24 protein-coding genes are annotated in these 22,808 nt (G+C 73.8%); 11 read left to right on the plus strand and 13 right to left on the minus strand.

Annotated features, from left to right (window positions below):
• The first annotated feature begins 406 nt into the window (after positions 1-406).
• From ABZ457_RS29060 to lnt, 3 genes are all read left to right on the plus strand, one after another.
• The gene (locus tag ABZ457_RS29060) at positions 407-580 is read left to right on the plus strand and encodes a hypothetical protein (protein ID WP_199790091.1); all 174 of its coding nucleotides are present in this window, start codon (positions 407-409) and stop codon (positions 578-580) included.
• Positions 581-624: 44 nt separating this feature from the next.
• Positions 625-1,872 carry a methyltransferase gene (locus tag ABZ457_RS29065; RefSeq protein WP_359163534.1) on the plus strand — a complete coding sequence of 416 codons (1,248 nt, stop codon included), beginning with the start codon at positions 625-627 and terminating at the stop codon, positions 1,870-1,872.
• A gap of 260 nt (positions 1,873-2,132) precedes the next feature.
• Complete coding sequence (gene lnt / locus ABZ457_RS29070; RefSeq protein ID WP_359163599.1) at positions 2,133-3,737, plus strand: apolipoprotein N-acyltransferase; 1,605 nt, start codon at positions 2,133-2,135, stop codon at positions 3,735-3,737.
• Here the strand turns inward: lnt and ABZ457_RS29075 are convergent.
• Both ABZ457_RS29075 and ABZ457_RS29080 read right to left on the minus strand, forming a co-directional pair.
• Positions 3,658-4,566 (minus strand): Gfo/Idh/MocA family oxidoreductase, encoded by a 909-nt coding sequence (locus tag ABZ457_RS29075; RefSeq protein WP_359163537.1) that lies wholly within the window; start codon positions 4,564-4,566, stop codon positions 3,658-3,660. The genes lnt and ABZ457_RS29075 overlap by 80 nt on opposite strands.
• A complete protein-coding gene (locus tag ABZ457_RS29080; RefSeq protein WP_359163540.1) occupies positions 4,563-5,828 on the minus strand; it encodes an FAD-dependent monooxygenase in 1,266 nt (421 codons plus the stop codon). Before ABZ457_RS29080 ends, ABZ457_RS29075 begins: the two co-directional genes overlap by 4 nt.
• Before the next feature lie 104 nt (positions 5,829-5,932).
• Between ABZ457_RS29080 and ABZ457_RS29085 the strand changes: the two genes are divergently transcribed.
• From ABZ457_RS29085 to ABZ457_RS29095, 3 genes are all read left to right on the plus strand, one after another.
• Positions 5,933-6,604: a TetR/AcrR family transcriptional regulator gene (locus tag ABZ457_RS29085; protein ID WP_359163542.1), complete on the plus strand. Its 672-nt coding sequence runs from the start codon at positions 5,933-5,935 to the stop codon at positions 6,602-6,604.
• A gap of 41 nt (positions 6,605-6,645) precedes the next feature.
• Entirely contained in the window at positions 6,646-7,158 is a 513-nt protein-coding gene (locus ABZ457_RS29090; protein ID WP_359163545.1) for a DinB family protein, read from the plus strand.
• A gap of 123 nt (positions 7,159-7,281) precedes the next feature.
• Entirely contained in the window at positions 7,282-7,788 is a 507-nt protein-coding gene (locus ABZ457_RS29095; protein ID WP_359163548.1) for a hypothetical protein, read from the plus strand.
• Positions 7,789-7,932: 144 nt separating this feature from the next.
• On the opposite strand, the gene ABZ457_RS29100 is transcribed toward ABZ457_RS29095, so the two are convergent.
• The 7 genes from ABZ457_RS29100 to ABZ457_RS29130 all read right to left on the minus strand — a co-directional run bounded on the left by ABZ457_RS29100 (position 7,933) and on the right by ABZ457_RS29130 (position 14,163).
• A complete protein-coding gene (locus tag ABZ457_RS29100) occupies positions 7,933-8,421 on the minus strand; it encodes a hypothetical protein (protein ID WP_359163551.1) in 489 nt (162 codons plus the stop codon).
• A gap of 144 nt (positions 8,422-8,565) precedes the next feature.
• Positions 8,566-9,249, minus strand: coding sequence for a uracil-DNA glycosylase (gene ung / locus ABZ457_RS29105; protein ID WP_359163554.1), 684 nt, complete (start codon positions 9,247-9,249; stop codon positions 8,566-8,568).
• Between the two features lie 118 nt (positions 9,250-9,367).
• Positions 9,368-10,948: an ABC transporter substrate-binding protein gene (locus ABZ457_RS29110; protein ID WP_359163557.1), complete on the minus strand. Its 1,581-nt coding sequence runs from the start codon at positions 10,946-10,948 to the stop codon at positions 9,368-9,370.
• A gap of 131 nt (positions 10,949-11,079) precedes the next feature.
• Positions 11,080-11,841, minus strand: a complete 762-nt coding sequence (locus ABZ457_RS29115; protein WP_359163560.1) for an SDR family oxidoreductase — start codon at positions 11,839-11,841, stop codon at positions 11,080-11,082.
• A gap of 19 nt (positions 11,842-11,860) precedes the next feature.
• Entirely contained in the window at positions 11,861-12,622 is a 762-nt protein-coding gene (gene fabG / locus ABZ457_RS29120; protein WP_359163563.1) for a 3-oxoacyl-ACP reductase FabG, read from the minus strand.
• Between the two features lie 234 nt (positions 12,623-12,856).
• Positions 12,857-13,240 (minus strand): DUF3037 domain-containing protein, encoded by a 384-nt coding sequence (locus ABZ457_RS29125; RefSeq protein WP_018850247.1) that lies wholly within the window; start codon positions 13,238-13,240, stop codon positions 12,857-12,859.
• Positions 13,237-14,163 (minus strand): HipA family kinase, encoded by a 927-nt coding sequence (locus tag ABZ457_RS29130; RefSeq protein ID WP_359163567.1) that lies wholly within the window; start codon positions 14,161-14,163, stop codon positions 13,237-13,239. The genes ABZ457_RS29125 and ABZ457_RS29130 overlap by 4 nt, the downstream gene beginning before the upstream one ends.
• A gap of 262 nt (positions 14,164-14,425) precedes the next feature.
• Here ABZ457_RS29130 and cutA point away from each other — a divergent pair, with 262 nt between their 5' ends.
• Together cutA and ABZ457_RS29140 are read left to right on the plus strand one after the other, a co-directional pair.
• Positions 14,426-14,752, plus strand: a complete 327-nt coding sequence (gene cutA / locus ABZ457_RS29135) for a divalent-cation tolerance protein CutA (protein WP_359163570.1) — start codon at positions 14,426-14,428, stop codon at positions 14,750-14,752.
• A gap of 501 nt (positions 14,753-15,253) precedes the next feature.
• On the plus strand, positions 15,254-16,153 hold the full coding sequence (locus ABZ457_RS29140; RefSeq protein ID WP_359163573.1) for a hypothetical protein: 900 nt from the start codon (positions 15,254-15,256) through the stop codon (positions 16,151-16,153).
• A 415-nt stretch (positions 16,154-16,568) separates the two neighbouring features.
• Here the strand turns inward: ABZ457_RS29140 and ABZ457_RS29145 are convergent, their stop codons facing one another.
• Entirely contained in the window at positions 16,569-17,054 is a 486-nt protein-coding gene (locus ABZ457_RS29145) for a hypothetical protein (RefSeq protein WP_359163576.1), read from the minus strand.
• Entirely contained in the window at positions 17,051-17,452 is a 402-nt protein-coding gene (locus ABZ457_RS29150; protein ID WP_359163579.1) for a hypothetical protein, read from the minus strand. Before ABZ457_RS29150 ends, ABZ457_RS29145 begins: the two co-directional genes overlap by 4 nt.
• A 194-nt stretch (positions 17,453-17,646) precedes the next feature.
• Between ABZ457_RS29150 and ABZ457_RS29155 the strand changes: the two genes are divergently transcribed.
• Positions 17,647-18,114, plus strand: coding sequence for a Rieske (2Fe-2S) protein (locus ABZ457_RS29155; RefSeq protein ID WP_359163583.1), 468 nt, complete (start codon positions 17,647-17,649; stop codon positions 18,112-18,114).
• Between the two features lie 321 nt (positions 18,115-18,435).
• Here the strand turns inward: ABZ457_RS29155 and ABZ457_RS29160 are convergent, their stop codons facing one another.
• Entirely contained in the window at positions 18,436-19,338 is a 903-nt protein-coding gene (locus ABZ457_RS29160; RefSeq protein WP_359163586.1) for a LysR family transcriptional regulator, read from the minus strand.
• Positions 19,339-19,411: 73 nt separating this feature from the next.
• On the opposite strand from ABZ457_RS29160, the gene ABZ457_RS29165 reads away from it, so the two are divergent.
• The gene (locus tag ABZ457_RS29165; protein ID WP_359163589.1) at positions 19,412-20,563 is read left to right on the plus strand and encodes a DMT family transporter; all 1,152 of its coding nucleotides are present in this window, start codon (positions 19,412-19,414) and stop codon (positions 20,561-20,563) included.
• Between the two features lie 85 nt (positions 20,564-20,648).
• On the opposite strand, the gene ABZ457_RS29170 is transcribed toward ABZ457_RS29165, so the two are convergent.
• Entirely contained in the window at positions 20,649-21,980 is a 1,332-nt protein-coding gene (locus ABZ457_RS29170) for an aminotransferase class I/II-fold pyridoxal phosphate-dependent enzyme (protein WP_359163592.1), read from the minus strand.
• 23 nt (positions 21,981-22,003) lie between these two features.
• Between ABZ457_RS29170 and ABZ457_RS29175 the strand changes: the two genes are divergently transcribed.
• Positions 22,004-22,693, plus strand: a complete 690-nt coding sequence (locus ABZ457_RS29175; protein ID WP_359163595.1) for a pyridoxamine 5'-phosphate oxidase family protein — start codon at positions 22,004-22,006, stop codon at positions 22,691-22,693.
• The last annotated feature ends 115 nt before the right edge of the window (positions 22,694-22,808 follow it).

The raw sequence follows: 22,808 nt of genomic DNA on the forward strand, positions 1-22,808 counted from the left end.
GCCCCGGGGGGGGGTGCCGGGGTGCCCCCCCCTCTGCCCCCCCCCCCCGCTCTCCCGATCTCTGGTCGGGAGGGGTGTGCTGAGCCCGCACGCGGGCGAGTCGAGCCACTGCGCGGGGGGGCGCGCCCCGCCGAACGACCCTGCCGCGGGCCCCTGTCGGGGCCCGCGGTGCCGAACTCCCGTGCGCCGCCCTCGCGTCCGGGGGTCCGCGGGGCGTAAGCCGTTCATGACTTGCGTCACTGCGCAAGAGCCCGGAGCAGGTGGGGTGTGGGGGATTCTGTGAAGGAACGTGTGCCGTTCGTGCTGGTGGGAGGGGTGCGGGCGGCCCCCGCCGGGCTCCGGGGGAAGACCCGGCGGTGATCATCCGATGGGCGGGCAGCACCCTCCGAGGCCGTAACCTGGGGACATGTCCCCCAGTCGCAACGAGCCCGTGAACACCATGACCGCCTCCGAGCTGAACGCCCGGATCCGAGAGCTGTGGCTCGACGGGGAGCTTCCCGACGACCGGCGCGGGGAGTACGAGGCTCTGGTCCTGGAGTGGGCGGCGGCGGCACGGGTGGACGTGGGCCCGGCGGCCTGAGCCGCGTCAGGGGGCCGTGTCCCAGGCCCTACCCTGAAGGCACGATGAACCGTCTGACCACCCCCTGGGGCGCTTTCGACCTCGCCCGTTTCCCCGAGGACCCGCGCGATCAACTGCGTGCCTGGGACGCCGCCGACGAGTATCTGCTGCGGCATCTGCACGGGACGGACGACTCCCCGCCCGTCGCGCTCACCGGGACGGTCGCCGTCCTGGGCGACCGCTGGGGCGGGCTCTCCGTTCCGCTCGCCGCGCACCACCCGGTGGTCCAGATCGGCGACTCCCACCTGGGGCAGCGGGCCACCCTGGCGAACCTCGACCGCGCCGGGCTGCCGCGCGAGTCCGTGCGGCTGCTCACCGTCCGGGACGCGCCGCCGGAGCGGATCGACGTCCTCCTGGTCCGCGTCCCCAAGAGCCTGGCGCTGCTGGAGGACCAGCTGCACCGGCTGGCGCCCGCGCTGCACGCCGGCACGGTGGTGGCCGGCACCGGGATGGCCAGCGAGATCCACACCTCGACGCTGAAGCTGTTCGAGCGGCTGGTGGGGCCGACGCGGACCTCCCTAGCGGTGCGGAAGGCCCGGCTCATCCACACCGTCCCCGACCCGTCCCTCCCCCGCGCCCCCGGCCCCTGGCCGCTGCGGTACGCCCTGCCGGACGGCATCGGCCCGGTCTCGGGCCGGACGGTCACCAACCACGCGGGCATCTTCTGCGCCGACCGGCTCGACATCGGCACCCGCTTCTTCCTGGGCCATCTGCCCGAGCGGAAGGGGCCCGACGAGGTGGTGGACCTCGGCTGCGGCAACGGCGTGGTCGGGACGGCGGCGGCCCTGGCGAACCCCGACTCCCGGGTCACCTTCGTCGACGAGTCCTTCTCCGCGGTCGCCTCGGCGGAGGCGACCTTCCGGGACAACGTGCCGGACGGCCGGGCCGCGTTCGCCGCGGGCGACGCGCTGTCGGCACTGCCGGACGCCTCGGCGGACCTGGTGCTCTGCAACCCGCCCTTCCACTCCCACCGCGCGACCACGGACACCACCGCCCGCCGGATGTTCGCGGACGCGCGCCGGGTGCTGCGTCCGGGCGGTGAACTGTGGGTCGTCGGCAACCGCCACCTCGGCTACCACATCCGGCTGCGCCGGCTCTTCGGCAACTGCGAGGTGGTCGCGGGCGACCCGAAGTTCGTCATCCTCCGCGCCGTCCACGACGAGGGCCCGGCACGGCCCGACCCCGCCGCCCGGCGGCCCGGCCCGGCACGGCCTCGCGGGGGCCGCCGCCCGCAGCCGCCCCGGCGGGCGTAGGGCGTCCGGCGCGCCCCCGGCCCAGGCGTCGGCAGGGGCGCGCCGCGAGCCCTGCCGCGCAGGGATGCCCCGCACGGGGCGCGCTCCGCGAGGGGCGGGCCGCTGCCGGGCGCTCACGCGCCCGCCTCCGCGGCACCCCCGGGCCCACTGTCACCACGCGTCCCCGTCCCCCACACTGGTGGCTCCGTGCCCCACACTGGTGGTGAGGGAGGCGACGTATGCGTAGGCCGGTCGTCCCGCGTGCCGGGCAGGCGTGGAGCATGCCGTCCGGTCCGGCCTCCTGGTCGCCCCGGTGGCGCGGGGTCGCCGCGGTGTTCGCGGGGGCGCTGCCCGTGCTCGCGTTTCCGGAGCCCTCGCTGTGGTGGGCCGCCTGCGTCGCGCTGGTGCCGTGGCTGCTGCTGCTCCGGACCGCGCCGACCGGTCGGCGGGCCCTGGTCGAGGGGTGGCTCGGGGGGATCGGGTTCATGGCCGCCGTGCACCACTGGCTGCTGCCGTCCCTGCATGTGTTCCTGCTGGTCATCGCCGCGCTGCTGGGGCTGCTCTGGGCGCCGTGGGGGTGGCTGGTGCGGCGGACCACGGGCGGGGCGCCGTCGGCCCGGAGGGCGCTCGCGGCGCTGGTCGTGGTCCCCTCGGGCTGGCTGGCGGTGGAGCTGGTGCGCTCCTGGGAGGGGCTGGGCGGGCCGTGGGGGCTGCTCGGGGCCTCGCAGTGGGACGTCGGCCCGGCGCTGCGCCTCGCCTCGGTGGGCGGGGTGTGGCTGGTGAGCCTCGTGGTGGTGGCGGTGAACACGGCGGTGGCGCTGCTGGTCGCGGTCCCGGTCGCCCGCCCCTCCGCCCTGGCCGGTCTGGTGGCCTGTGCGACGGCGGCCACGTCCGCCTGGGCGTGGGCGCCGCAGCCCCCGGAGGCCCCCGGCCTGCGCGTCGCCCTGGTGCAGCCCGGTGTGGTGGGCGGCCCGGAGAGCGCGGAGCGCCGTTTCGACCGCGGGGAGGCTCTGACCCGGACCCTGGCCCGGCAGGGCCCGCCGCCGGACCTGGTGGTGTGGGGCGAGAGCAGCGTCGGCGCGGACCTCGCGCAGCGCCCGGACCTGGCGGAGCGGCTGGGCGCGCTCTCCCGGGACGTGGGCGCGCCGCTGCTGGTGAACGTGGACGCCCGCAACGGCGATGCCTCGGGCCCGGGCGGCATCCACAAGAGCTCGGTCCTGGTGGGCCCGGACGGCCCCACGGGCGACCGGTACGACAAGATGCGGCTGGTGCCGTTCGGCGAGTACGTCCCGGCGCGCGGGCTGCTGGGCTGGGCGACCTCGGTGGGCCGGGCGGCGGGTGAGGACCGGCTGCGCGGCGAGGCGCCGGTCGTGATGACCCTCCCCCGCGCCTCGGACGGCGGCCCCGGCGGCCGGCGGATCGGGCCGCTGGTGTGCTTCGAGTCCGCGTTCCCGGACATGAGCCGCCATCTGGTGCGGGAGGGCGCGGAACTGCTGGTGGCCCAGTCGGCGACCTCCTCCTTCCAGGACAGCTGGGCCCCGGAGCAGCACGCCTCCCTCGCGGCCCTGCGGGCGGCGGAGACCGGTCGCCCGATGGTGCACGCCACCCTGACCGGCGTGAGCGCGGTGTACGGGCCGGACGGGCGGCCGGCCGGCCCGGCGCTGGGCACGGACCGCAGCACGGCCGCCGTGTTCGAGGTCCCCGGCGCGACGGGGACCACCCTGTTCGTGCGGTTCGGCGACTGGCCGGTGTTCGGGGCGCTGGCGGTGCTGGCCGCGTTCGCCGCCGCGGCCGGCGGGCGCCGGGTCAGGAGCCGGCCTGCTCCAGGGCGCGCAGGACGATCCGTTCGCACAGCTCGTGCGTCCGCAGGGCGTCCTGGGCGCTGAGGGTCTTTCCGGCGCGCACCGCGTCGAGGAAGGTGTGCACGGCCTGCTCGATGCCGCGCTGGCGGGCGACGGGGACCCAGTCGCCGCGCCGCCGGACGCTGGGCTGGCCCTTGTGGTCCACGATGTCCGCGAGGTTGCGCACCTCGCGTTTGGCGTCCTGGCCGGAGACCTCCAGGACCTCCTCGGCGGAGCCGCTCATCCGGTTCATGGTGCCGATGGCGGTGAAGCCGTCGCCGGAGAGGGTCAGGACGACGTGGTGCATCAGTCCGTCGACGATCCGGGCGCGCACATCGGTGTGCTCGACGGGCCCGGGGGCGAGGAAGCGCAGGGTGTCGACGACATGGATGAAGTCGTCCAGGACGAGGGTGCGGGGGTCCTCGGGGAGGCCGACGCGGTTCTTCTGGAGGAGGATCAGCTCGCGCGGGTGCTCCAGGCACTGCGCGTAACCCGGGGCGTGGCGGCGGTTGAAGCCGACCGCGAGGGAGGTGCCCCGGACCTCGGCGAGGGCCACCAGCCGCTCGGAGTCGGCGAGTTCGTAGGCGAGGGGCTTGTCGACGTAGGTGGGCACGCCCGCTTCGAGGAGGCGGGTGACGATCTCGGCGTGCGCGGAGGTGGCCGCGTGCACGAAGGCGGCGTCGAGACCGGCCGCGATGAGGCTGTCGAGTTCGGTGTGGCGGCGTTCCGCGGGGATGTGGTGCGTCTCGCCGACCCGGGCGAGGGTGGCGGGGGTGCGGGTCTGGAGGTGCAGTTCGGTCCCGGGGAGGGTGGTCAGGACCGGGAGGTACGCCTTCTGCGCGATGTCGCCGAGCCCGATGCAGCCGACCTTCACGGAGTCTCCTTCGTCGCCTTGGTCGCCGTCCCGGCGCCGGGGGCGGTCCGCCCGCCGCTCGCGCCGTGTGCCCGGGCAGCATACGTCTCCTGCGGGGGCCGCCAGTCGGCGATGCCGTCGAAGGTGCGCAGGACCAGGCCGGGGCCGAGGCGGGAGGCGGCGGACATCAGGGTCTCGCGGACGGCGACGGCGGGGCGGCTGTCCAGGGCCATCAGCCGGGCGACGCGGGCGGACTTGCGCACGATGTCCGTGGTGCGGGGCAGGCGTTCGGCGCTGTAGGCGGCGAGCGCGGCGGCGGTGTCCGTGCCGGGGGCGAGGTGGTGGGCGAGGACGACGCCGTCCTCAACGGCCTGGTTGCCGCCCTGGCCGAGGCAGGGGGCCATGGCGTGGGCGGCGTCGCCGAGGAGGGCGGTGCGGCCCCGGTGGTGGGCGGGGAGGGGGACGGTCATGTGGTGGACGTCGTTGCGGAGCACCCCGCCGGGCTCGGCGGCGGCGATCACGGCGGGGATGGGGTCGTGCCAGGCGCCGAAGCGGCGCAGCAGTTCGGCCTTCTCGTCGTCGGCGTGCGTCCCGGCGGGGACGGTCGCGGCGGCGTACGCGTAGATCCGGCCGTCCTTGAGCGGCTGGGTGCCCCAGAGGGAGCCGGGGCCCCAGGTCTCGTGGGGTGCGAAGGGGGCGTCGGGGGCGGGGATCACGATGCGCCAGGTGGTGAAGCCGGAGTAGGCGGGTCCGGGGTGGTCCGGGAAGAGCCGGCGGCGGACGGCGGAGTGGATGCCGTCGGCGCCGACGACGAGGGCGGCCTCCAGTTCGCCGTCGGGGGTGGTGACGCGGGCGGGCCGGCCGCCGGGCGTGCCGGGGTCGGCGAGTTCGCCGGGGCAGCCGGTGCGGACGGCTCCGGCGGGCAGCCGTTCGGCGAGGAGGCCGATCAGGGTGGCGCGGTGCAGCAGGACGAGGGGGCCGCCGAAGCGTTCGGCCGCCGCGCGGGCGTCGGTCCGGGCGAGCCAGCGTCCGGACGGGTTCCGCATCCCGCCCGGGCCCTGCCAGGCGGCGAGGTCGCGGATCTGCTCGCCGAGCCCGATGACGTCCAGGGCGCGCAGGGAGTTGGGGGCGAGGCTGATCCCGGCGCCGACGGGTTCGAGGGAGGGGGAGCGTTCCAGAACGGTGACGTCCCAGCCGCGCAGGGAGAGGGCGACGGCGGCGGTGAGGCCGCCGATTCCGCTGCCGATGACGACCGCGCGGGTGTCCGTACCGGTGGTGGGCATGGCTGCTCCTCGACACGTCGGTTGCGAGTCCCACGAGGGACTACGGCTGTAGTTACCTTCCCCTCACCGTACTACACCTGTAGTCGACCAGGTAGTTTGTGCCCATGTCCGCACGCACCGCCACGCCCGCCCCCTCCCCCGGCACCCCGCGCGCCGAGCTGATCGCCGACACCGCCCTCGCCCTCCTCGCCGAGCGCGGGATGCGGGGTCTGACCCACCGCGCCGTGGACGAGGCGGCGGGCCTGCCGCAGGGCTCGACCTCCAACCACGCCCGCACCCGGCTCGCCCTGCTGGAGGCCGCCGTGCGGCGCCTCGCCGAACGGGAGGCGGCCGTGCTGACCGTGGCGGAACTGCCCCCGCCGTCCGGCGGCCGCCCCGCGCTGCTGGACGCCATGGCGGTGGCCGTGCACCGCTACCTCACCCGCCACTCCGAACTCCTCGTCGCCCGCTATGAACTCGCCCTGGAGGCGGGCCGACGACCGGAACTGCGTGCCTTCTACGACCGGACCGGCGCCCGGTTCCGGGAGCCCCTGGTGGCGATGATGGCGGCGGCCGGGTCGGCCGAACCCGAGCGGCACGCCCTCTCCCTGGTCTCCTGGTGCGAGGGGCTGATGCTCTCCTGCGCGATCGGCTCCTACCACCAGGCGGTCCCCTCCGAGGACGAACTGCGCACGGGGTTCGGCGAGTTGCTGCGCGGCATGCTCGGCGAGGGCGCACCGGCGGGCCGGGACCCGGACGGGCGGGCGCCCGCGGGCGGACCGGTCCGGTCCGGATAACCGTTCGCCGCCACCCGCTGACCTGCACCAGGATGGCCGTCATGACGATCGACGACCGCACCGAACCCCCCACCTCTCCCACCGAACGGGAGTCCCTGGAAGGCTTTCTGGAGTTCCACCGGCAGACCTTGATGAAGAAGTGCTCGGGGCTGACCGACGAGCAGCTGCGCACCCCCTCCTCCCCTCCCTCGACGCTGACCCTGATGGGCCTGGTGCGCCATCTCGCGGACGTGGAGCGCTGGTGGTTCAGGATCGTCATGGCGGGCGAGGACCTGCCGGCGCTCTACTACACCGACGAGGACCCGGACGGCGACTTCCGCACCACCCCGGAGACCACCTGGAGCGCCACGGTCGCCGACTGGGAGGCCGAGGTCGCCGCCGCCCGCGCGATCGCCTCGGCCGGCTCCCTGGACGACATCAGCGCCGGGACCAACTCCCGCAAGGAGCGCTTCAATCTGCGCTGGGTCCTCACCCATATGATCGAGGAGTACGCCCGCCACAACGGCCATGCCGACCTGCTGCGCGAGGCGATCGACGGCGAGACGGGCGAATGAGGCGGCGAACGAGCGGCGAATGAGCCACCCGGTGTGACGCGGCCGGATTCCGCGTCACCCGTGCGGGCCATTTCCGGCCGGTACGGTTCGGCAATCGCCCGCGCGCACAGCAGAGTTGCCCACGTGCAGCGAACGAGAACCACAGCGAGGGCGCTGGTCGGCCTGGCGATGCTGGCGACGGCCGGATGCGTGTCGGTCGAGCCCGCCCCGCCCGCCGGCCCGGCCGGTGCGCCCGCCACCGCCCCCGGCCTGCCGGGGGACCCGGGACTGGCGCCGCAGATCGTGGACGGCCCGGCCCGGGACGCGCTGGAGGCGGCCCTGCCGCCGCCCCGGGGCGCTTCCCCGGCCCCGCCTTCGCCCGCCGCGTCACCGGCGGGCGAGCGGCCCGCCCCGCCGCGCACGATCCCGGCGCCGCCCGGACCCGCCCCGGCGGCCCGGCCTCCGGTGCCGCCCCGGGAGGCGTCGCCCGGCCTGCCGTGGGAGCGGGAGACCGCGCTGCCCGCGCTGCCGTCCCTCCCGCCGCGCGCGTCCGAACTCTGCCGGCTCGGCGCCGACCACGGCGTCTGGCATCCGGACGGCCGCGCGGACCGCCTCTGCCGCCATGCCGCCGACGCCCGGGACGAGCGGTGACGGCCCGCCCGGGCGCGGAATGCCGCGCGATGCCCGCCGACGGGCACCGGTCGGCGGCGCCTGCCGCCGGGCCTCCGGGCCCGACGCCTGTCGAAGCGGACCGGTCCGGGAAGCCCTTGGGCCCCGGCGCGCCGGCCGGCCCCGTCAGTCCGGGCCCAGCGCGCGCTCCAGCCGGTCGATCGCGGCGCGGATCCCGTTCCCGTATCCGTCGTCCGCCAGGGCACCCGTCGCCGCGCGCGCCAGGTCCAGGTGGGCCCGGGCGTCCGCAGGGCGGCGGAGTTTGACGTAGTCGGCGGCCAGGTTGAGGTGGAGCGAGGGATGCAGGGCCCGGACCGCGAGGCGGTCGCCGCCGTCCGGACCCGTGTCGTCCGCCTCCCCGGTGCCGCTCAGCTCCTGCGCGGCGGACAGCGCCCGCAGGTCCCAGGCGAGTTCGTCGCCCGGGTCGTCCTGCACATCGGCCATGTAGTGGGCGAGGGTGCAGCGGTGCAGGGCGGCGCCGGAGCCGGCGATCTCCGACCAGAGCGCGGCGAGGCGTTCACGCGCCTCCGCGCGGTCGCCGCCGTGCAGCAGGATGACCGCCTGCCCGATCCGGGTCATCGTGGCGTCGCCCGACGCCTCCTGCTGCTCCACCACGGCCTCCCGGTCACCGCACCCCGCGGCCGCGCGCCCTCGCGCACGGACATCGAACCCCGACGCACCGAACAGTAGGTCGTGTCCGGGCCGATGCCCGTCAGGCTCGGGGCCCGGGGGCGAACCGGTGCGCCGGGGGTGTGAACCTCAGCCGAGGTCCGGGATGCGCCAGTCGATCGGCTCGTGCCCCTGCGCGGCGACGGCCTCGTTGATCTGGGTGAAGGGACGGGAGCCGAAGAACTTCTTCGCCGAGAGCGGCGAGGGGTGCGCCCCCTTGACCACGACGTGGCGGCTCTCGTCGATCAGGGGGAGCTTCTTCTGCGCGTAGTTCCCCCAGAGGACGAACACGGCCGGGTCGGGGCGGGAGGCCACCGCGCGGATCACGGCGTCGGTGAACTTCTCCCAGCCCTTGTTCTTGTGCGAGTTCGCCTCGCCGGCGCGGACGGTGAGGACCGCGTTCAGCAGGAGGACGCCCTGCTCGGCCCAGGGCATCAGATAGCCGTTGTCCGGGACCGGGTGCCCCAGCTCGGCCTGCATCTCCTTGTAGATGTTCCGCAGGGAGGGCGGGGTCTTCACCCCCGGGCGGACCGAGAAGCACAGCCCGTGGCCCTGGCCCTCGCCGTGGTACGGGTCCTGGCCGAGGACGAGGACCTTGACCCGGTCGTACGGGGTGGCGTCGAGCGCGGCGAACACCTCGGCCCGCGGCGGGTACACCGGCCCGTTCGCGCGCTCCTTCTCGACGAATTCGGTGAGCTCCGCGAAGTACGGCTTCTGGAGCTCCTCGCCGAGAACGCCGCGCCAGGACTCGGGCAGCATGCCGGTGTCGGTCACGTCAACAACCTCCGTGGGACGGGTGGTTCCGGGGATCCCGGAACCGGTTCCCCCGAACCTACCCGCCGCCACTGACAACCGGCCGACCGGCCGGTGGGACGGACCCACCGGCGCGGGCTCACCAGCTCGTCTTGCGGTACAGCTCCCACATCTGCATGACGGTCTGCGGGTCGAGGGCGCGCTCGCCGCCGCCGATCTCCTCGCTGGCCGCGACGTACAGCTTGCCCTGCCACAGCGGCAGCAGCCGCACGTCGTCGACGAGGATCTCCTGCGCCCGCTCGAACTGCCCGGTGACCGCGCCGCGGTCGCTCTCCCGCCGGGACTGGGGCAGCAGCTGGTCCGTGATCTCGGGGCTCTCGTACGGGGTGCCGAGGACGTTCTTGGCGCCGACGAACGGGGCGATGAAGTTGTCCGGGTCCGGGAAGTCGGGGAACCAGCCGCGGCCGAAGACCGGGTACTCGCCGTTCTGGTAGCCCTCCTGGAACTCCGACCAGGGCTTGCCCTCGACGGTGATCCGGAACAGCCCGGTCTCCTCCAGCTGCCGCTTGATCTCGGCGAACTCCGGGGCCGTGGAGGAGCCGTAGCGGTCGGTGGTGTACCAGAACTTCAGCGGCACCGGCGCGGTGATGCCCGCGTCCTGGAGGATCTCCGTCGCCTTGGTCGGGTTCGGCTCGCCGAAGCGGTCGAAGAACTCGGTGGTGTGCCCGGCGATGCCCTTGGGGACCATCGAGTACAGCGGCTCGGCGGTACCCCGGTACACCTTCTCCACCAGCGCGCCCCGGTCGATGACCTGGGCGATGGCACGGCGGACGGCGAGCTTGCCGGCGTTGGAGTCACCCGGGTTGAAGACCAGGTAGCGGATGTCGGCGCCGACCGTCTCCACGAGCTGGAGGTGGTCGTTCTCCGGGCGCTTCTCCTGGAGTTCCACGACCTCCTCGGCGGTCAGACCGCGGTTGATCGCGTCGATCTTCCCGTCCTTGAGGGCCTGCATCATCACGTCCGAGTCCTGGTAGTACTGGATCGTGACGTTGTCGTTCTTGATCTTGGCGAAGCCCTTGTAGTCCTTGAAGCGGCTCAGCACGGCCGACTGGCTCTTGGTGTACGAGTCCAGGGCGTAGGGGCCGGAGCCGGTGAGCTTGCCGTCCTCGCGCAGCCCGCTCGCCGGGTACTCGGACGGCGGGACGAGGGACATGGCCGGCGTCGCCAGGATGAACGGGAAGGTGGCGTCGGCGGTCTTCAGATGGAAGGTGACCGTCCGGTCGCTGGAGGTGCTGATCCGGTCCAGGGAGCCGAGGAGGCCGTTGGGCCCGCCCTCGGCGTCGATGGTGCGGATGCGGTCGATGGAGTGCTTGACCGCGGTGGCGTCGAGCTTGTCCCCGTTGGTGAACGTCAGGCCCGAGCGCAGCTTGCACTGGAAGACCTTGTTCGTGGAGTCGGCGAAGCGGCAGGTCTCGGCGGCGTCCGGCTGGGGGGTCGTGGATCCGGTCGGGAAGCTCACCAGGGTCTGGAAGACGTTCCGGTACAGCTCCCACGAACCGTCCCAGGCGGCGGCCGGGTCGAGGGTGCTCGGCTCACTCGTCGTCCCGACGGCGATCTTCTGCTTCCCGCCGCCGTCGCCGTCCGAGAACAGACCGCATCCTGCCAGCAGGGATATGGACGCTAGGGCTGCAGCGGCCTGCAGACAGGTCCGGTAGTACACCGTGCACGCTCCTCGTTCCGCCGTAGGTCGGCGAACCATACCGCAGCGCCCCGCCGGTTCAATCTGAAGGCCCGGCGGGGCACTTGGATCATCCAGGAACAAACCGCCTCAGGGCGGTCCGATGGGCGGCGTCAGTGCACGCCCGCGTTGAGGAAGATACCCCCATCGACGACCAGCGTCTGCCCCGTGATCCAGTCGGATTGTGCGGAGGTGAGAAACGCGGCCGCTCCGCCGATGTCCTCGGGCACCCCGAGCCGCCCCAGCGGGTACGCGGCGGCGGCCTCCGCCTCGCGGCCCTCGTACAGCGCCTGCGCGAACCTGGTCTTGATCACGGCCGGTGCGATGGCGTTGACCCGGACCACCGGCGCGAACTCGTGCGCGAGCTGGACGGTCAGGTTGATCATGGCCGCCTTGCTCATGCCGTAGGCGCCGATGAAGGGCGACGGGGAGACGCCGGCGACGGAGGCGATGTTCACGATCGCACCGCCGTTCTCCTTCTGCCACGCCTTCCAGGTCTGCTGCGCGAAGCCCAGCGCCGAGATCACATTGGTCTCGTACACCTTGCGGGCCACGTTCAGGTCCAGCTCGGCCATCGGGCCGAAGACCGGGTTGGTGCCCGCGTTGTTGACCAGGTAGTCGACCCTGCCGAAGGCCGCCATGGTGGCCTCGACGGCCGCCGCCTGGTGGGCCTCGTCGTGCGCCTTGCCGGCCACGGCGATCACCCGGTCCGCGCCCAGGCGTTCCACGGCCTCCTTGAGGGCCTCCTCGCCGCGCCCGGTGATGCACACCCGGTCGCCCCGGGCCACCAGCGCCTCGGCGACTCCGTAGCCGATGCCCCGGCTCGCCCCGGTGACCAGGGCGACCTTTCCGCTGTCCGCGGTCTGCTGCGTCATGTCACTCGTCCCTGGGGTGTCAGTTGAGCGGTCCGCCGGCCACGTACAGGACCTGGCCGGAGACGAATCCGGCGTCGTCGCCCGTGAAGAAGGCGATCGCGTTCGCGACGTCCTCGGGGCGGCCGACGCGCTGGACGGGGATCTGGGTGGCCGCGGCGGCCTGGAAGTCCTCGAAGCCCATACCGACGCGGGCGGCGGTCTGGGCGGTCATCTCGGTGACGATGAAGCCGGGGGCCACGGCGTTGGCGGTGATCCCGAACTTGCCCAGCTCCTTGGCGAGGGTCTTGGTGAAGCCCTGGAGACCCGCCTTCACGGCCGCGTAGTTCGCCTGGCCCCGGTTGCCGAGGGCGGACGAGGAGGAGAGCGAGACGACCCGGCCGAAGCCCGCGTCGACCATGTGCTTCTGGCACGCCTTCGCCATCAGGAACGCGCCCTTGAGGTGCACGTTCACCACGGTGTCCCAGTCGGACTCGCTCATCTTGAACAGCAGGTTGTCGCGGAGCACGCCCGCGTTGTTGACGAGGATGGTCGGCGCGCCCAGCTCCTGGGCGACGCGCGCGACGGCGGCCTCCACCTGCGCGGCGTCGGAGACGTCGCAGCCGACGGCGATCGCCCGGCCGCCCGCCGCGGTGATCTTCTCGACCGTGTCCTTGCAGGCCGCCTCGTCGAGGTCGAGTACGGCCACGGCACGGCCCTCGGCCGCGAGCCGGAGCGCGGTGGCGGCGCCGATGCCGCGTGCGCCGCCGGTCACGACGGCCACGCGCTGCTCGGTGGTGGACATTCTGGTTCTCCTCGCCCTTGAGCCCGTCAATCCCTGGGCCGGGTCCCGCGGCCGCCGCCCGCGTACATGCTGTGCGCTGCCCGCTCCGCACACGCTCGTACGCCTGAGCGACCGCTTAGTACCTCGGCAGGAAGGACGCTAGAAGCCCTGGCACCCGGTGTCAACGGCGTCCGGGCGCGGCGTCGTATCTCACACGGGTGCCGGGCCGGTGCGGACGCCTGCTCTCGGCGCCTGTCAGCGCACCAGGAGGTCGAGCAGGCGCTCCACCTCCGCCTCCGGGTCGGCGGTGAGGCCGGTGTGCACCGGGCCGGGCTGGACCACCGTCGACCTGGGGGCGATGAGCCAGCGGAAGCGCCGCCCCGCGTCGTCCCGGGCCGCCTGTCCGGCGTCCTCCCCGCCCAGGCAGACCCCCTCGACGGCGGCGAGCGCGGCCCGCACCCCCGTGACGTCGGCGTCCGGGTCCAGGGCCGTCAGTTTGGCGTGATCGAGATGGGTCCGGGCGGCCACGAAGGACCGGGCCCGGCAGTAGACGACCACGCCCGCGTTGAAGCACTCACCGCGCTCGACGCGGGGCACCACGCGCAGCAGCGCGTACTCGAAGACGTCGCGCCCGCTCACCGGCCGGCCTCCTCGGTCTGCGTCACGCCCTGCTCCTCCTGCTGCTGCTTCTTCGGCGAGTGCTTCTCCGTCGGCTGCTTCTCCGTCGGCTGCTTCTTCGGCGGGTGCGGCCAGGCCGGCAGATGATCGGTCAGCCACCCGGGCGGCTGCGGCGCCCGCTCGGGGGCGGGGGCGCCCAGGGTGATGCGCTCATGGATGCCGGGGGCCCGGGCGAGCAGGGTCTCCACATACGCGCGGCGGACCTCGTCGGGCGAGGCGAAGCCCGGCTCGCCGTCGAGCCAGGCGTCGGGCACGTCGGCGGCCGCCTCGGTCAGCAGGTCCTCGGTGACCAGCGGGGCCAGCGCCTCGGCGGCGGCACCGACATCCGGCGCGAAGCGGGCGAGGGCGTGGTCGGAGGCGTCATAGGGCTTGGCGGCGGAGGCGGCCGCGCCGGGCCAGTTGTGGTGCCAGATCATCGTCGCGCCGTGGTCGATCAGCCACAGGTCGCCGTGCCAGACGAGCAGGTTGGGGTTGCGCCAGGAGCGGTCCACGTTGTTGATCAGCGCGTCGAACCAGACGACCCGCCCGGCCTCCAGCGGGTCCACGGAGTAGGCGAGGGGGTCGAAGCCGAGGGACCCCGGCAGGAAGTCCATCCCGAGATTGAGCCCGCCGCTCGCCTTCAGCAGCTCCTGCACCTCCTGGTCCGGCTCGGAGAGCCCGATCACGGGGTCCAGCTCCATCACGACGAGTTCGGGCACCCGCAGCCCGAGCCGCCGCCCGAGCTGCCCGCAGATCACCTCGGCGACCAGGGTCTTGCGCCCCTGCCCGGCCCCGGTGAACTTCATGACGTACGTGCCGAGGTCGTCGGCCTCGACGATCCCGGGGAGCGAGCCGCCTTCACGCAGGGGCGTGACATAGCGGGTCGCTACGACCTCTTCCAACACTTTCCCAGGCCACCCATCTCTTCAACCCTGCAATCCACGGACACCCTCGGGGGAGGTGCAGCAGGGAAAGTCGCCGACCGACGGTGGTGCCGACCTCCGGCATGAAGTGAGCATAGTAACTGAGGGTGATCGCAGAGGATGAGCGCCCGTGCCACCGCGTCCGCATCCGCGAGCCATGCTTGCTGCTCCCAGGTCGGGAGCCGACCGCACTCGCCAACTCGATGGGTAGGGTCGAGACATACCGTCAAGAAGGAGCAGCCGCATGGCGACCGGGATCGTGATCGCGCAGACGACCATCGACGACGAGGAGAAGGCGAAGGCCCTCGCCTTGGGGCCGGTAAAGGCTCGCTTGGCGGCCTGCGCGCACATCGACGCAGCTTTCACCGCGGTCTACCGCTGGAAGGGCAGCATCGAAAAAGCCACGGAGTGGCGGATCTCGTTCAAGACGACGACGGACCGGCTTTCAGAACTGGAGGCGTGGGTGGCGGAGCAGCACCCGTACGACGTCCCCGAGTGGATCACCCTGCCGGTGACTGGCGGCTCGGAGGCGTACCTGGCCTGGGTGGTCGAGGAAACCGCAACGGGCTGATGCGACCGATGAGGTTCGCGACCTGAGCCTGTCCGTGCGGCAGACGGGCTCAGGCACTTGGTGTGCGTGGCAGCTGCGAACTTCCTTGCCACGTCCACGCCCTGGTCGCTGTCCCCGCCCCGAAGCAGGGCCACGGCCAGATCGCCGAGAACGACGACGCCACCGTCCGGTAGGTCGTCCCCCGGGCGAGCTACGGCGTCGTCCGCGCGTCACGAAGCGGACCCATGCCTGCTCGCGAGTGTGGTCTGCGAAGTCGTACGCGAACTGAGCCCGTTCCAGGGCCTGGAGGGCGCTGGTGGCATCGTCCAGGAGTGCCGCCTCCTCTGCGTATCGACCATGGATCCCAGGCGGCTGCGGCAGCCGCACAACCAGCCGACGGCATCTAGTGGTTCTGCTCGATTGGTCGAACGGAAAATGGATCGGCTGCGGGCGCGCCACTCCTTGGCTGACTGTGAATCAAGCGAGGAGGGCCGTTCGACGTCGATCCGTAGGGTTCGTCCTATGGACGTCCCTCATATCGATGCCGGCCGGCTCGACCAGTGGTGTTCGGACCACCTCGGATCGAGGATTGTGGCCGAGCGCTTCCGGAGCGGTCGGCTCTCGGTCGTGATCGGTGCCGTGCTCGCCGATGGCCGAGAGGTCGTCATCAAGGTTCGGGAGCCGGCTGCCCGTCTCGAAGGCTGCTTCGCCGTACAGAGTCTGCTGCACGCTTCTGGGTATCCCGCTCCTGAGCCGATCCTCGCACCCACTCCGTTCGAGGGGTGGACTGCCAGCGTTGAAGCGCTGGTCGAGGGAGGGGATGAACTCCCGTCTTCGGGGCGGGCTCCGTGGCCGTTCACGTCGGCTCTCGCAGCGCTCGTGCGCACCGCCCGTCCGTTGGCCGCCGGTGTTGACCTCCAACCGAAACCGTCGTGGAACCGCTGGGACCATGACGAGCCCGGGGCGTGGGCGACCGCCGAGGACGTCGAGCGGCCCTTTCACTCGGTGGCGGGTCCGGACTGGCTCGAACGGGCCGGCCGTGCTGCGCGCGAACGGATCGCTTGTTGGCAGGCGCCGAAGGTCATCGGCCACGGCGACTGGTTCCGGGAAAACTTCCGCTGGCGCGGTGAAGCGCTCCACGTCGCGTACGACTGGGACAGCGCAATAGTGGAGACAGAGGCGGTGATCGTGGGTATCGCCGCAGCCTATGTGGCCCCGTCCGCCGAGGAGTCGGCGGCGTTCCTCGCGGCGTACCAGGACGTGGCCGACCGGCGGTTCGAACGCGATGAGCTTGAAGCAGGCTGGGCGACCAGTCTTTGGCTGCGGGGATGGAAGTCCAAGCGGCAGGTGGTGACCGGCGAGCCGATACGGTCGCTGTCCGAGAACGAGGCGATCCGGCTGTCCGTGCTCGCCGGGCTCTGAACGCCACGCCTCATAACTTGTTACGCAGCCTTGTCCGGGTGAGCGGGCCGAACTCGTCGACACAGACCACCCGGCCGTCGGTGGGTGGAGCGTCGTACAGTTCCAGCGCCCGGTGCATCTTGGCGATGAGCTGCGGGTCGGTGGATGCCTTCCACGTGGTCGTCGTCCGGCAGGGGACGTCCGGGCGATCAGGCAGATACGCTCGCGCACCTGGTCACCGATCTTCTTCGGCCGTCCCCCGCTCCATTTTGGGTCCAGTGCGCCGAACCCCCGCTCGTTAAAGGCGTGGACGACATCGCACGCGTAGTCCTCGCTGACCTGCCCTCACGCAGGGGCGTGACATAGAGGGCCTCGCTACGACCCCCGTAAGCATCCGCCCAGGCTATCCGGGCCACGCGTCCGGGCGGGCCGCCCGCTACCCCTCGGCCGGCTCCGGGCGCTCGTCGTCCGCGAGTTCGAGGAGCCGCAGGGCGGCGCGGTAGCGGTCCGGGGAGAGGCCGAAGGGGTTCCGGCCGGTCATCAGGTCCTCCTCGTACCGGCGGTGCTGCTCCTCCGCGTACGCGCGGAGGTGGGCCCGGGCCTCCTCCGTGGTGGAGTCGAGGGCGGCGGCCACCTCGTGCCAGGTGGCGCCCAGTTCCAGGGCCTCGTACACGGCCCCCGGCCGGTACCGCAGCACCGCGCGGCGCATGGCCTCGCCGAGGGCCAGTTTCGCCAGGGCGTCGTCCGGGCCGGCGGGTCCGGCCCGGTCGGCTCCGGTGGGCAGCAGCCGCGCCGCCAGGCGGCGTTCGGCCTCGGCGTGCTTCTCGGCCTGCCAGAGCAGCGGGGTCGTGACCGTCACCTCACCGGGCCGGCGGACCGACTTGGCCCGCCAGTGCGCGTACGCGTCCATGCCGATGCTCATATGTCGCTCCCGCTCCGCGCCCGCCGGACGCCCGGCAGCATCACGGCGCAGGCCCCGGCGAGCCCCGCGAGGTGCGCGCCGGCCCCGGCGAGGAGGAACCACCAGGGCGAGTCCCCCCGGTTCACGGCCGCCACCCCGAGCCCGGTGGCCGCGACCACCGCGACGACCAGGCCCGCCCACGGCAGCGCGTACATCGTCAGCCTCCCCGCCGTGGTGCACCGGAACGACGCGGACGCCGCCCCGGTTCCGCAGTCGTCGGTCGCGAAGATCGACGCGTAGAGGGCCAGCAGGTTGACCAGCAGGCCCAGTCCGCCGAGGACGGCGACCGTGCCGAGGTAGAGCAGCGGCCACCCCTCGGCGGCGCAGGAACCGGCGGCGCCGCTCGCGAAATTCTGCATGGCCGTCACGCTAGGCAGCGGTGGGGTGCGGGCACATGGGCGCTCGTACTCATGCGGGCGGGGTGCGCGTACCCGGTCACGTGCCCGGCACGGCCCCGTAGTTGATCGTTCGCGGTTGAACGTCCCCGGCCCGTGGCCCGTATCTCTCCTTGAACGGGTCGGCAATGGGACCTGCCGTCGAGAGGAACATCATCATGACCGGAACGCAGGCGACCGCTCCGCCGCTGGCGCGGCGCACCGTCGTGGCCGCCGGCTGCTGTCTGGGGCTCACCGCCCTGACGGCGTGCGGAGGTTCGGAGGAGGCGGCGCCGCCGGCGAACGGGACCACGGGCGGAACGGGCGGTACAGGCGGCACGGACACCGGTGGCGGCGGGGCCGGCGGGGACGTCCTGGTGCGGACCGCGGAGATCCCGGAGGGCGGCGGAAAGGTCGTCGGCGATGTGGTCGTCACGCAGCCGCAGGCCGGGGTGTTCAAGGCGTTCTCCTCGAAGTGCACCCACCAGGGCTGCGCGGTGAAGGACGTGGCCGACGGGGTGATCGTCTGCCCGTGCCACAACAGCCGGTTCGACGCCACCGACGGCAGCGTCAAGGGCGGTCCGGCGACCATGCCCCTGCCGGAGCAGGCCATCGCGGTCGAGGGGGACGCGATCAGGCTCGCGTGAGGCGTGTCCCGCCCGCCGTCGGGGTCAGCGGCCGGGCGGGACACGCGGGTCACGCGTGACGGCCGGGCCCGGCCGCGCCCCCGGTCTCCGGGGCGGGCGGCCGGTCCGGCCGGACGGACCGTCCGGGGCGCGCTGGTCGGCCGCGTCCCGGACGGCCCCGATGCTTCGGGGACGCGTCGCGTCTCCGGGATGCGCCGGTTGTTTCCGGGACGTGCCGCGCCCGGCCGGGAACGCGTCCGGTCCGGAACGCCCCCGGCCGGGAACGCGCGCGGGACACCGGGCGGGACACCGGGCGGATTACCGGACGGATTACCGGACGGGTCACCGAGGTGTGTCCGCCGCCGTGCGCAGCGCCTCCCCCGCCGCCCTGATGGAGGGCCTGCGGTCCGCGTCGGCCCGCCAGACCGCGTAGACGTGGCGGAGCATCCGCTGCCGTACCGGCACCAGGGCCACGCCCTCCGGCACCGGCCCCCGGCCGAGCCTCGGCGCGACGCACACCCCGAGGCCGGCGGCGATCAGCGCGAGCTGGGTGTGGTGCTCCCCCGCCAGATGCGCGATACGCGGCTCGAAGCCCTTGGACCGCAGGGTGAACACCAGCCAGTCGTGGCAGAACTCCCCCTCCGGCCAGGACACCCAGTCGTCGTCGGCGAACTCCTCCAGGTCCACCTCCGCGCGCCCGGCGAGCGGATGGTCCGCGGGCATCGCCACGTCCGGTACGTCGTCGAGCAGCCGGGCGTGGGCGAGGCCGCCGGGCACCGGGAGGCGTTTGTTGCTCCAGTCCAGGACCACGGCCACATCCAGATCGCCCCGGATGACGGACCGGATGCCGGTCTCGGGCTCCACCTCCACGGTGGTGACCCGCAGGTCGGGATGGCGGTCGCGCAGCGCGGCGAGGGTGCCGGGGAAGAGCCCCCGCGCGGCGGTGGGGAAGGCGCCGAGACGCACCTCGCCGACGACCTGGCCGCGCTGGGCCTCGATGTCGGACTGGGCCAGCTCGACCTGGGAGAGGATGCGCGCGGCGTGGTCGGCGAGGAGCCGCCCGGCGTCCGTGAGGCGCACGCCCCGGCCGTTCCTGGCCACGAGTCGCTGCCCGACCTCGCGCTCCAGCTTGGCCATCTGCTGGGAGACGGCGGAGGTGGTGACGTGCAGGCCGTCCGCGGCGGCGCTGACCGAGCCGTGGCGGGCGAGCGCGTCGAGGGTGCGCAGGCGCTCCAGATTCAACATGTAAGCGATGCTACGAGAACGGGTCCAACTTTTCTCGCTTGTTCTACGAGGTTGTGGGCGGGAGGGTGGACCCATGACCGCCGCTGCCTCCACCGGATCCGCGCCCGATCACGCCCCCGGCCCCGCCCCTGCCTCCGCCACCACCACGGCCGCTTCCGCCGCTTCCGCCGCTTCCGCCGCCTCCGGTCCGCCCGGCCGCCGGGCCGTGGACTGGCGCATCCGCTTCGCCGTCCTCTCCGCGGTGTGGGGCTTCAGCTTTCTGCTGATCAAGGTCGGGACGGAGGCGTACGCCCCGTTCCAGGTGACCTTCGGCAGGCTGCTGTTCGGCACGGCGGTGCTGGCCGTCGCGATGGCCGTCCGCCGGGACCGGCTGCCGACGGGGCTGCGGACCTGGGGGCACCTGACGGTGGCCGCGCTGCTGCTCAACGCACTCCCGTTCTCGCTCTTCGCCTACGCCGAGCTGACCATCCCGTCGACGCTGGCGGGGATCTGCAACGCGACCTCGCCGCTGTGGGGCATGGCCCTGTCGCTGGTGGCGCTCTCCGAGGACCGCCCGACCCGCCGCCGGGTCGCCGGTCTGGGGCTCGGCTTCCTGGGCGTGCTCACGGTGCTGGGCGCCTGGCAGGGCTTCGCGGGCCTGGACGTACGCGGGACGGCGATGGCCCTGCTGGCCTCGCTCTGCTACCCGATCGGCTGGATCTACGTACGGCGCACCCTGGCCGGCTCCCACCACTCGCACCTCTCGCTGACCGGTGCGCAGCTGGGCCTCGCCACCCTCCAACTGGGCGTGGTGACGCCTCTGTTCACCTCCGTGCCGAGCGCGTTCCCGCTGGTCCCGCTGCTGGCGGTGGTCGCGCTGGGCACGCTGGGGACGGGGATGGCGCTGCTGATCCAGTACGGGCTGGTGGCGGAGGTGGGGCCGACGACGGCCCAGATGGTCACCTACTTCATCCCGGTCATCGCGACGGGCGCGGGGGTGGCCCTGCTCGACGAGCACCTCGCCTGGAACACGCCGGTCGGCGCGCTGATCGTCCTCGTGGGCGCGGCCCTGACCCAGAGCCGCCCCCGCCGCGCCCCGGCGGCCGCGCCCGCCCCGACGGCCCCGGAGGGCGCTCCGGAACCGGCCCTGTGCGCGGGCGCGCCGGCCGCCGGTGCTCCGGTTGCCGGCGCTCCGGTTGCCGGTACTCCGGCGGCGGTAGCCGCCCCGCCCGCGCCCGCGCGCTGAGGGGGCTGCCCCGGCCCACCGGGGCCGGGGCAGCCCGGTGGACCGGGGCCGGGTCAGCCCCGCCGGGCCCACCCCCGCCCACCCCTCAGCCGTAACTCCGCGCCGGCATCGGCCCCACCGCCTCCGCCACCGCCGCCGCCAGGGACTCGATGTCCCCCGGCGTCAGGCCCGAGACGGTGATCCGGATCGCGGGCGGGGTCGCGATCCGGAAGCGGGCGCCCGGGGCGACGGCCCAGCCCGCCCGGAGGAGGCGGGTGACCGCCCCGGTCTCGTCCGGCACCGGGACCCAGACGTTCATCCCGCTCCGCCCGCGCGCCGTGACCCCGTGGCGGGCGAGGGCGTCGACGAGGGCCGCGCGCCGCTCGCCGTACGCGCGGGCCACGGCCGCCGGGTCCACCGCCCCCGTGCGCCACAGATGGGCGACCGCGCGCTGGAGGATGCGGCTGACCCAGCCCGGCCCGAGCCCCAGCCGCCCCTGGACCCGGTCGACGGTCACGGTGTCGCCGGTGAGGTGGGCGACCCGCAGGTCGGGCCCGTACGCCTTGGCCGCCGAACGGACCACCGCCCAGTGGGCCGTGGCGCCCGCGAGGGGGTGCAGCGGCTGGTCGACGATGGCGTGGCCGTGGTCGTCCTCCACCACGAGGGTGCGCGGGTACCGGCCCAGCACCGCCCGGAGTTCCGCCGCCCGCTCGGCCGTGATCGCGGCCCCGGTCGGGTTCTGCGCCCGGTCGGTGACCACGATCGCCCGCGCGCCCCCGGCGAGCGCGTCCGCCACCGCCTCCGGCAGCGGCCCGTCGTCGTCCAGGGCGACCGGCACCGCCTTGAAGCCCAGTGAGGTCACCAGGTCGAGCAGGCTTCCCCAGCCGGGGTCCTCGACGGCGACCGCGTCCCCCGCGCGCAGATGCGCGGCGAGCACCCGCTCGATGGCGTCGAGCGCCCCGGAGGTGGCGGCCACGGGCCCCGGCGGGACGCCGTCCGCGTCGAAGCGCTCGCGCGCCAGGCGGGCGAACTCCGGGTCGAGCTGGCCCTCCCCGTAGAGCACGGGGTCCGCGTCGTGCGAGCGCGCGGCGGCGGCGAACGCCTCGGCCAGGGGCGGCAGCAGGGCCGTGTCCGGGTTCCCCTCGGCGAGGCTGCGCCCGCCCGGCGGCGGCTCCACCCGGATCGCGTTGCGCGTGGTGGTGGCCGGTCGCGGACGCACCCGGCTCCCCCGGCGCCCGTCCGTCTCGATCACCCCGCGCTCGCGCAGGGTGCGGTACGCGGCGGCGACGGTATTGGGGTTGACGCCCAGATCCGCCGCCAATTCGCGCATGGGCGGCAGCAGTTGACCCGGCTCCAGCTCTCCCGAGCCGACCGCGCCCTCGATGTTCGCGGCAATCTCCGATGCGCGCCGCCCGGCGATCCGATACTCTCCTAGCACAAACCACAGTATGCACTAGTGCAATGGAGAGCGCAATGCCGGTCCCCGCCCCGCAGGACACCGCGACCGCCTACGAGCCCACCGGCCGCACCGTCCCCACCCGCGCCCGCGAGCGGGCGTCCTACGACCGCGCGACGGTCCACGCGATACTCGACGCCTCCTACCTCTGCCATCTCGGCTTCGTCCGCGACGGCGCCCCGGTGGTGCTGCCCACGCTGTACGCGCGTGTCGGCGAGGCCCTGTATGTGCACGGCTCCACCGGATCCCGCCCGCTGCGGGAGGCCGGCCGGCCGGACCCGGGCCTGGCGGTCTGCCTGACGGTGACCCATGTCGACGGCCTGGTCCTCGCCCGGTCCGCGTTCCACCACTCGATCAACTACCGCTCCGTGGTGGTGCACGGCACCGCCCACCAGGTCACGGATCCGGCGGAGAAGCGGACCGCCCTGGACGCCCTGGTCGACCAGGTCGTGGCCGGCCGCTCCGCCGACTCCCGCCCGGCGAACGCCAAGGAGCTGGCGGCCACGGCGGTCCTCCGGCTGGACCTGGCCGAGGTGTCGGCCAAGTCCCGCACGGGCGGCCCCAACGACGACCCGGAGGACCTGGGCCTCCCCCACTGGGCGGGCGTGGTCCCGGTGGCCCCGGCGTACGGCGCGCCCGTCCCCGCCGGGGACCTGGCGCCGTCCGTCGCGCTCCCCGGGTATCTGAGCGCCTGAGCCGGTCCGGCCCCGGACGCGCCTGAGAAAGTGTTGGGTAATTGATCAACTGCTGCTTGTAGTCGACGGTGGTGATCTTCGCGGTCTGAGAGTTCGCGAAGATCACCGTCATGTG

The organism is Streptomyces sp. NPDC005805, assembly GCF_040630445.1.
Taxonomy (GTDB): Bacteria; Actinomycetota; Actinomycetes; order Streptomycetales; family Streptomycetaceae; genus Streptomyces.

Coding starts and splice junctions, on each gene's coding strand:
- ABZ457_RS29060 (WP_199790091.1), top strand. CDS start 407: ATGTCCCCCAGTCGCAACGAGCCCGTGAACACCATGACCGCCTCCGAG.
- ABZ457_RS29065 (WP_359163534.1), top strand. CDS start 625: ATGAACCGTCTGACCACCCCCTGGGGCGCTTTCGACCTCGCCCGTTTC.
- lnt (WP_359163599.1), top strand. CDS start 2,133: ATGCCGTCCGGTCCGGCCTCCTGGTCGCCCCGGTGGCGCGGGGTCGCC.
- ABZ457_RS29080 (WP_359163540.1), bottom strand. CDS start 5,828: ATGCCCACCACCGGTACGGACACCCGCGCGGTCGTCATCGGCAGCGGA.
- ABZ457_RS29085 (WP_359163542.1), top strand. CDS start 5,933: ATGTCCGCACGCACCGCCACGCCCGCCCCCTCCCCCGGCACCCCGCGC.
- ABZ457_RS29090 (WP_359163545.1), top strand. CDS start 6,646: ATGACGATCGACGACCGCACCGAACCCCCCACCTCTCCCACCGAACGG.
- ABZ457_RS29115 (WP_359163560.1), bottom strand. CDS start 11,841: ATGACGCAGCAGACCGCGGACAGCGGAAAGGTCGCCCTGGTCACCGGG.
- fabG (WP_359163563.1), bottom strand. CDS start 12,622: ATGTCCACCACCGAGCAGCGCGTGGCCGTCGTGACCGGCGGCGCACGC.
- cutA (WP_359163570.1), top strand. CDS start 14,426: ATGGCGACCGGGATCGTGATCGCGCAGACGACCATCGACGACGAGGAG.
- ABZ457_RS29140 (WP_359163573.1), top strand. CDS start 15,254: ATGGACGTCCCTCATATCGATGCCGGCCGGCTCGACCAGTGGTGTTCG.
- ABZ457_RS29145 (WP_359163576.1), bottom strand. CDS start 17,054: ATGAGCATCGGCATGGACGCGTACGCGCACTGGCGGGCCAAGTCGGTC.
- ABZ457_RS29150 (WP_359163579.1), bottom strand. CDS start 17,452: ATGCAGAATTTCGCGAGCGGCGCCGCCGGTTCCTGCGCCGCCGAGGGG.
- ABZ457_RS29155 (WP_359163583.1), top strand. CDS start 17,647: ATGACCGGAACGCAGGCGACCGCTCCGCCGCTGGCGCGGCGCACCGTC.
- ABZ457_RS29160 (WP_359163586.1), bottom strand. CDS start 19,338: ATGTTGAATCTGGAGCGCCTGCGCACCCTCGACGCGCTCGCCCGCCAC.
- ABZ457_RS29165 (WP_359163589.1), top strand. CDS start 19,412: ATGACCGCCGCTGCCTCCACCGGATCCGCGCCCGATCACGCCCCCGGC.
- ABZ457_RS29175 (WP_359163595.1), top strand. CDS start 22,004: ATGGAGAGCGCAATGCCGGTCCCCGCCCCGCAGGACACCGCGACCGCC.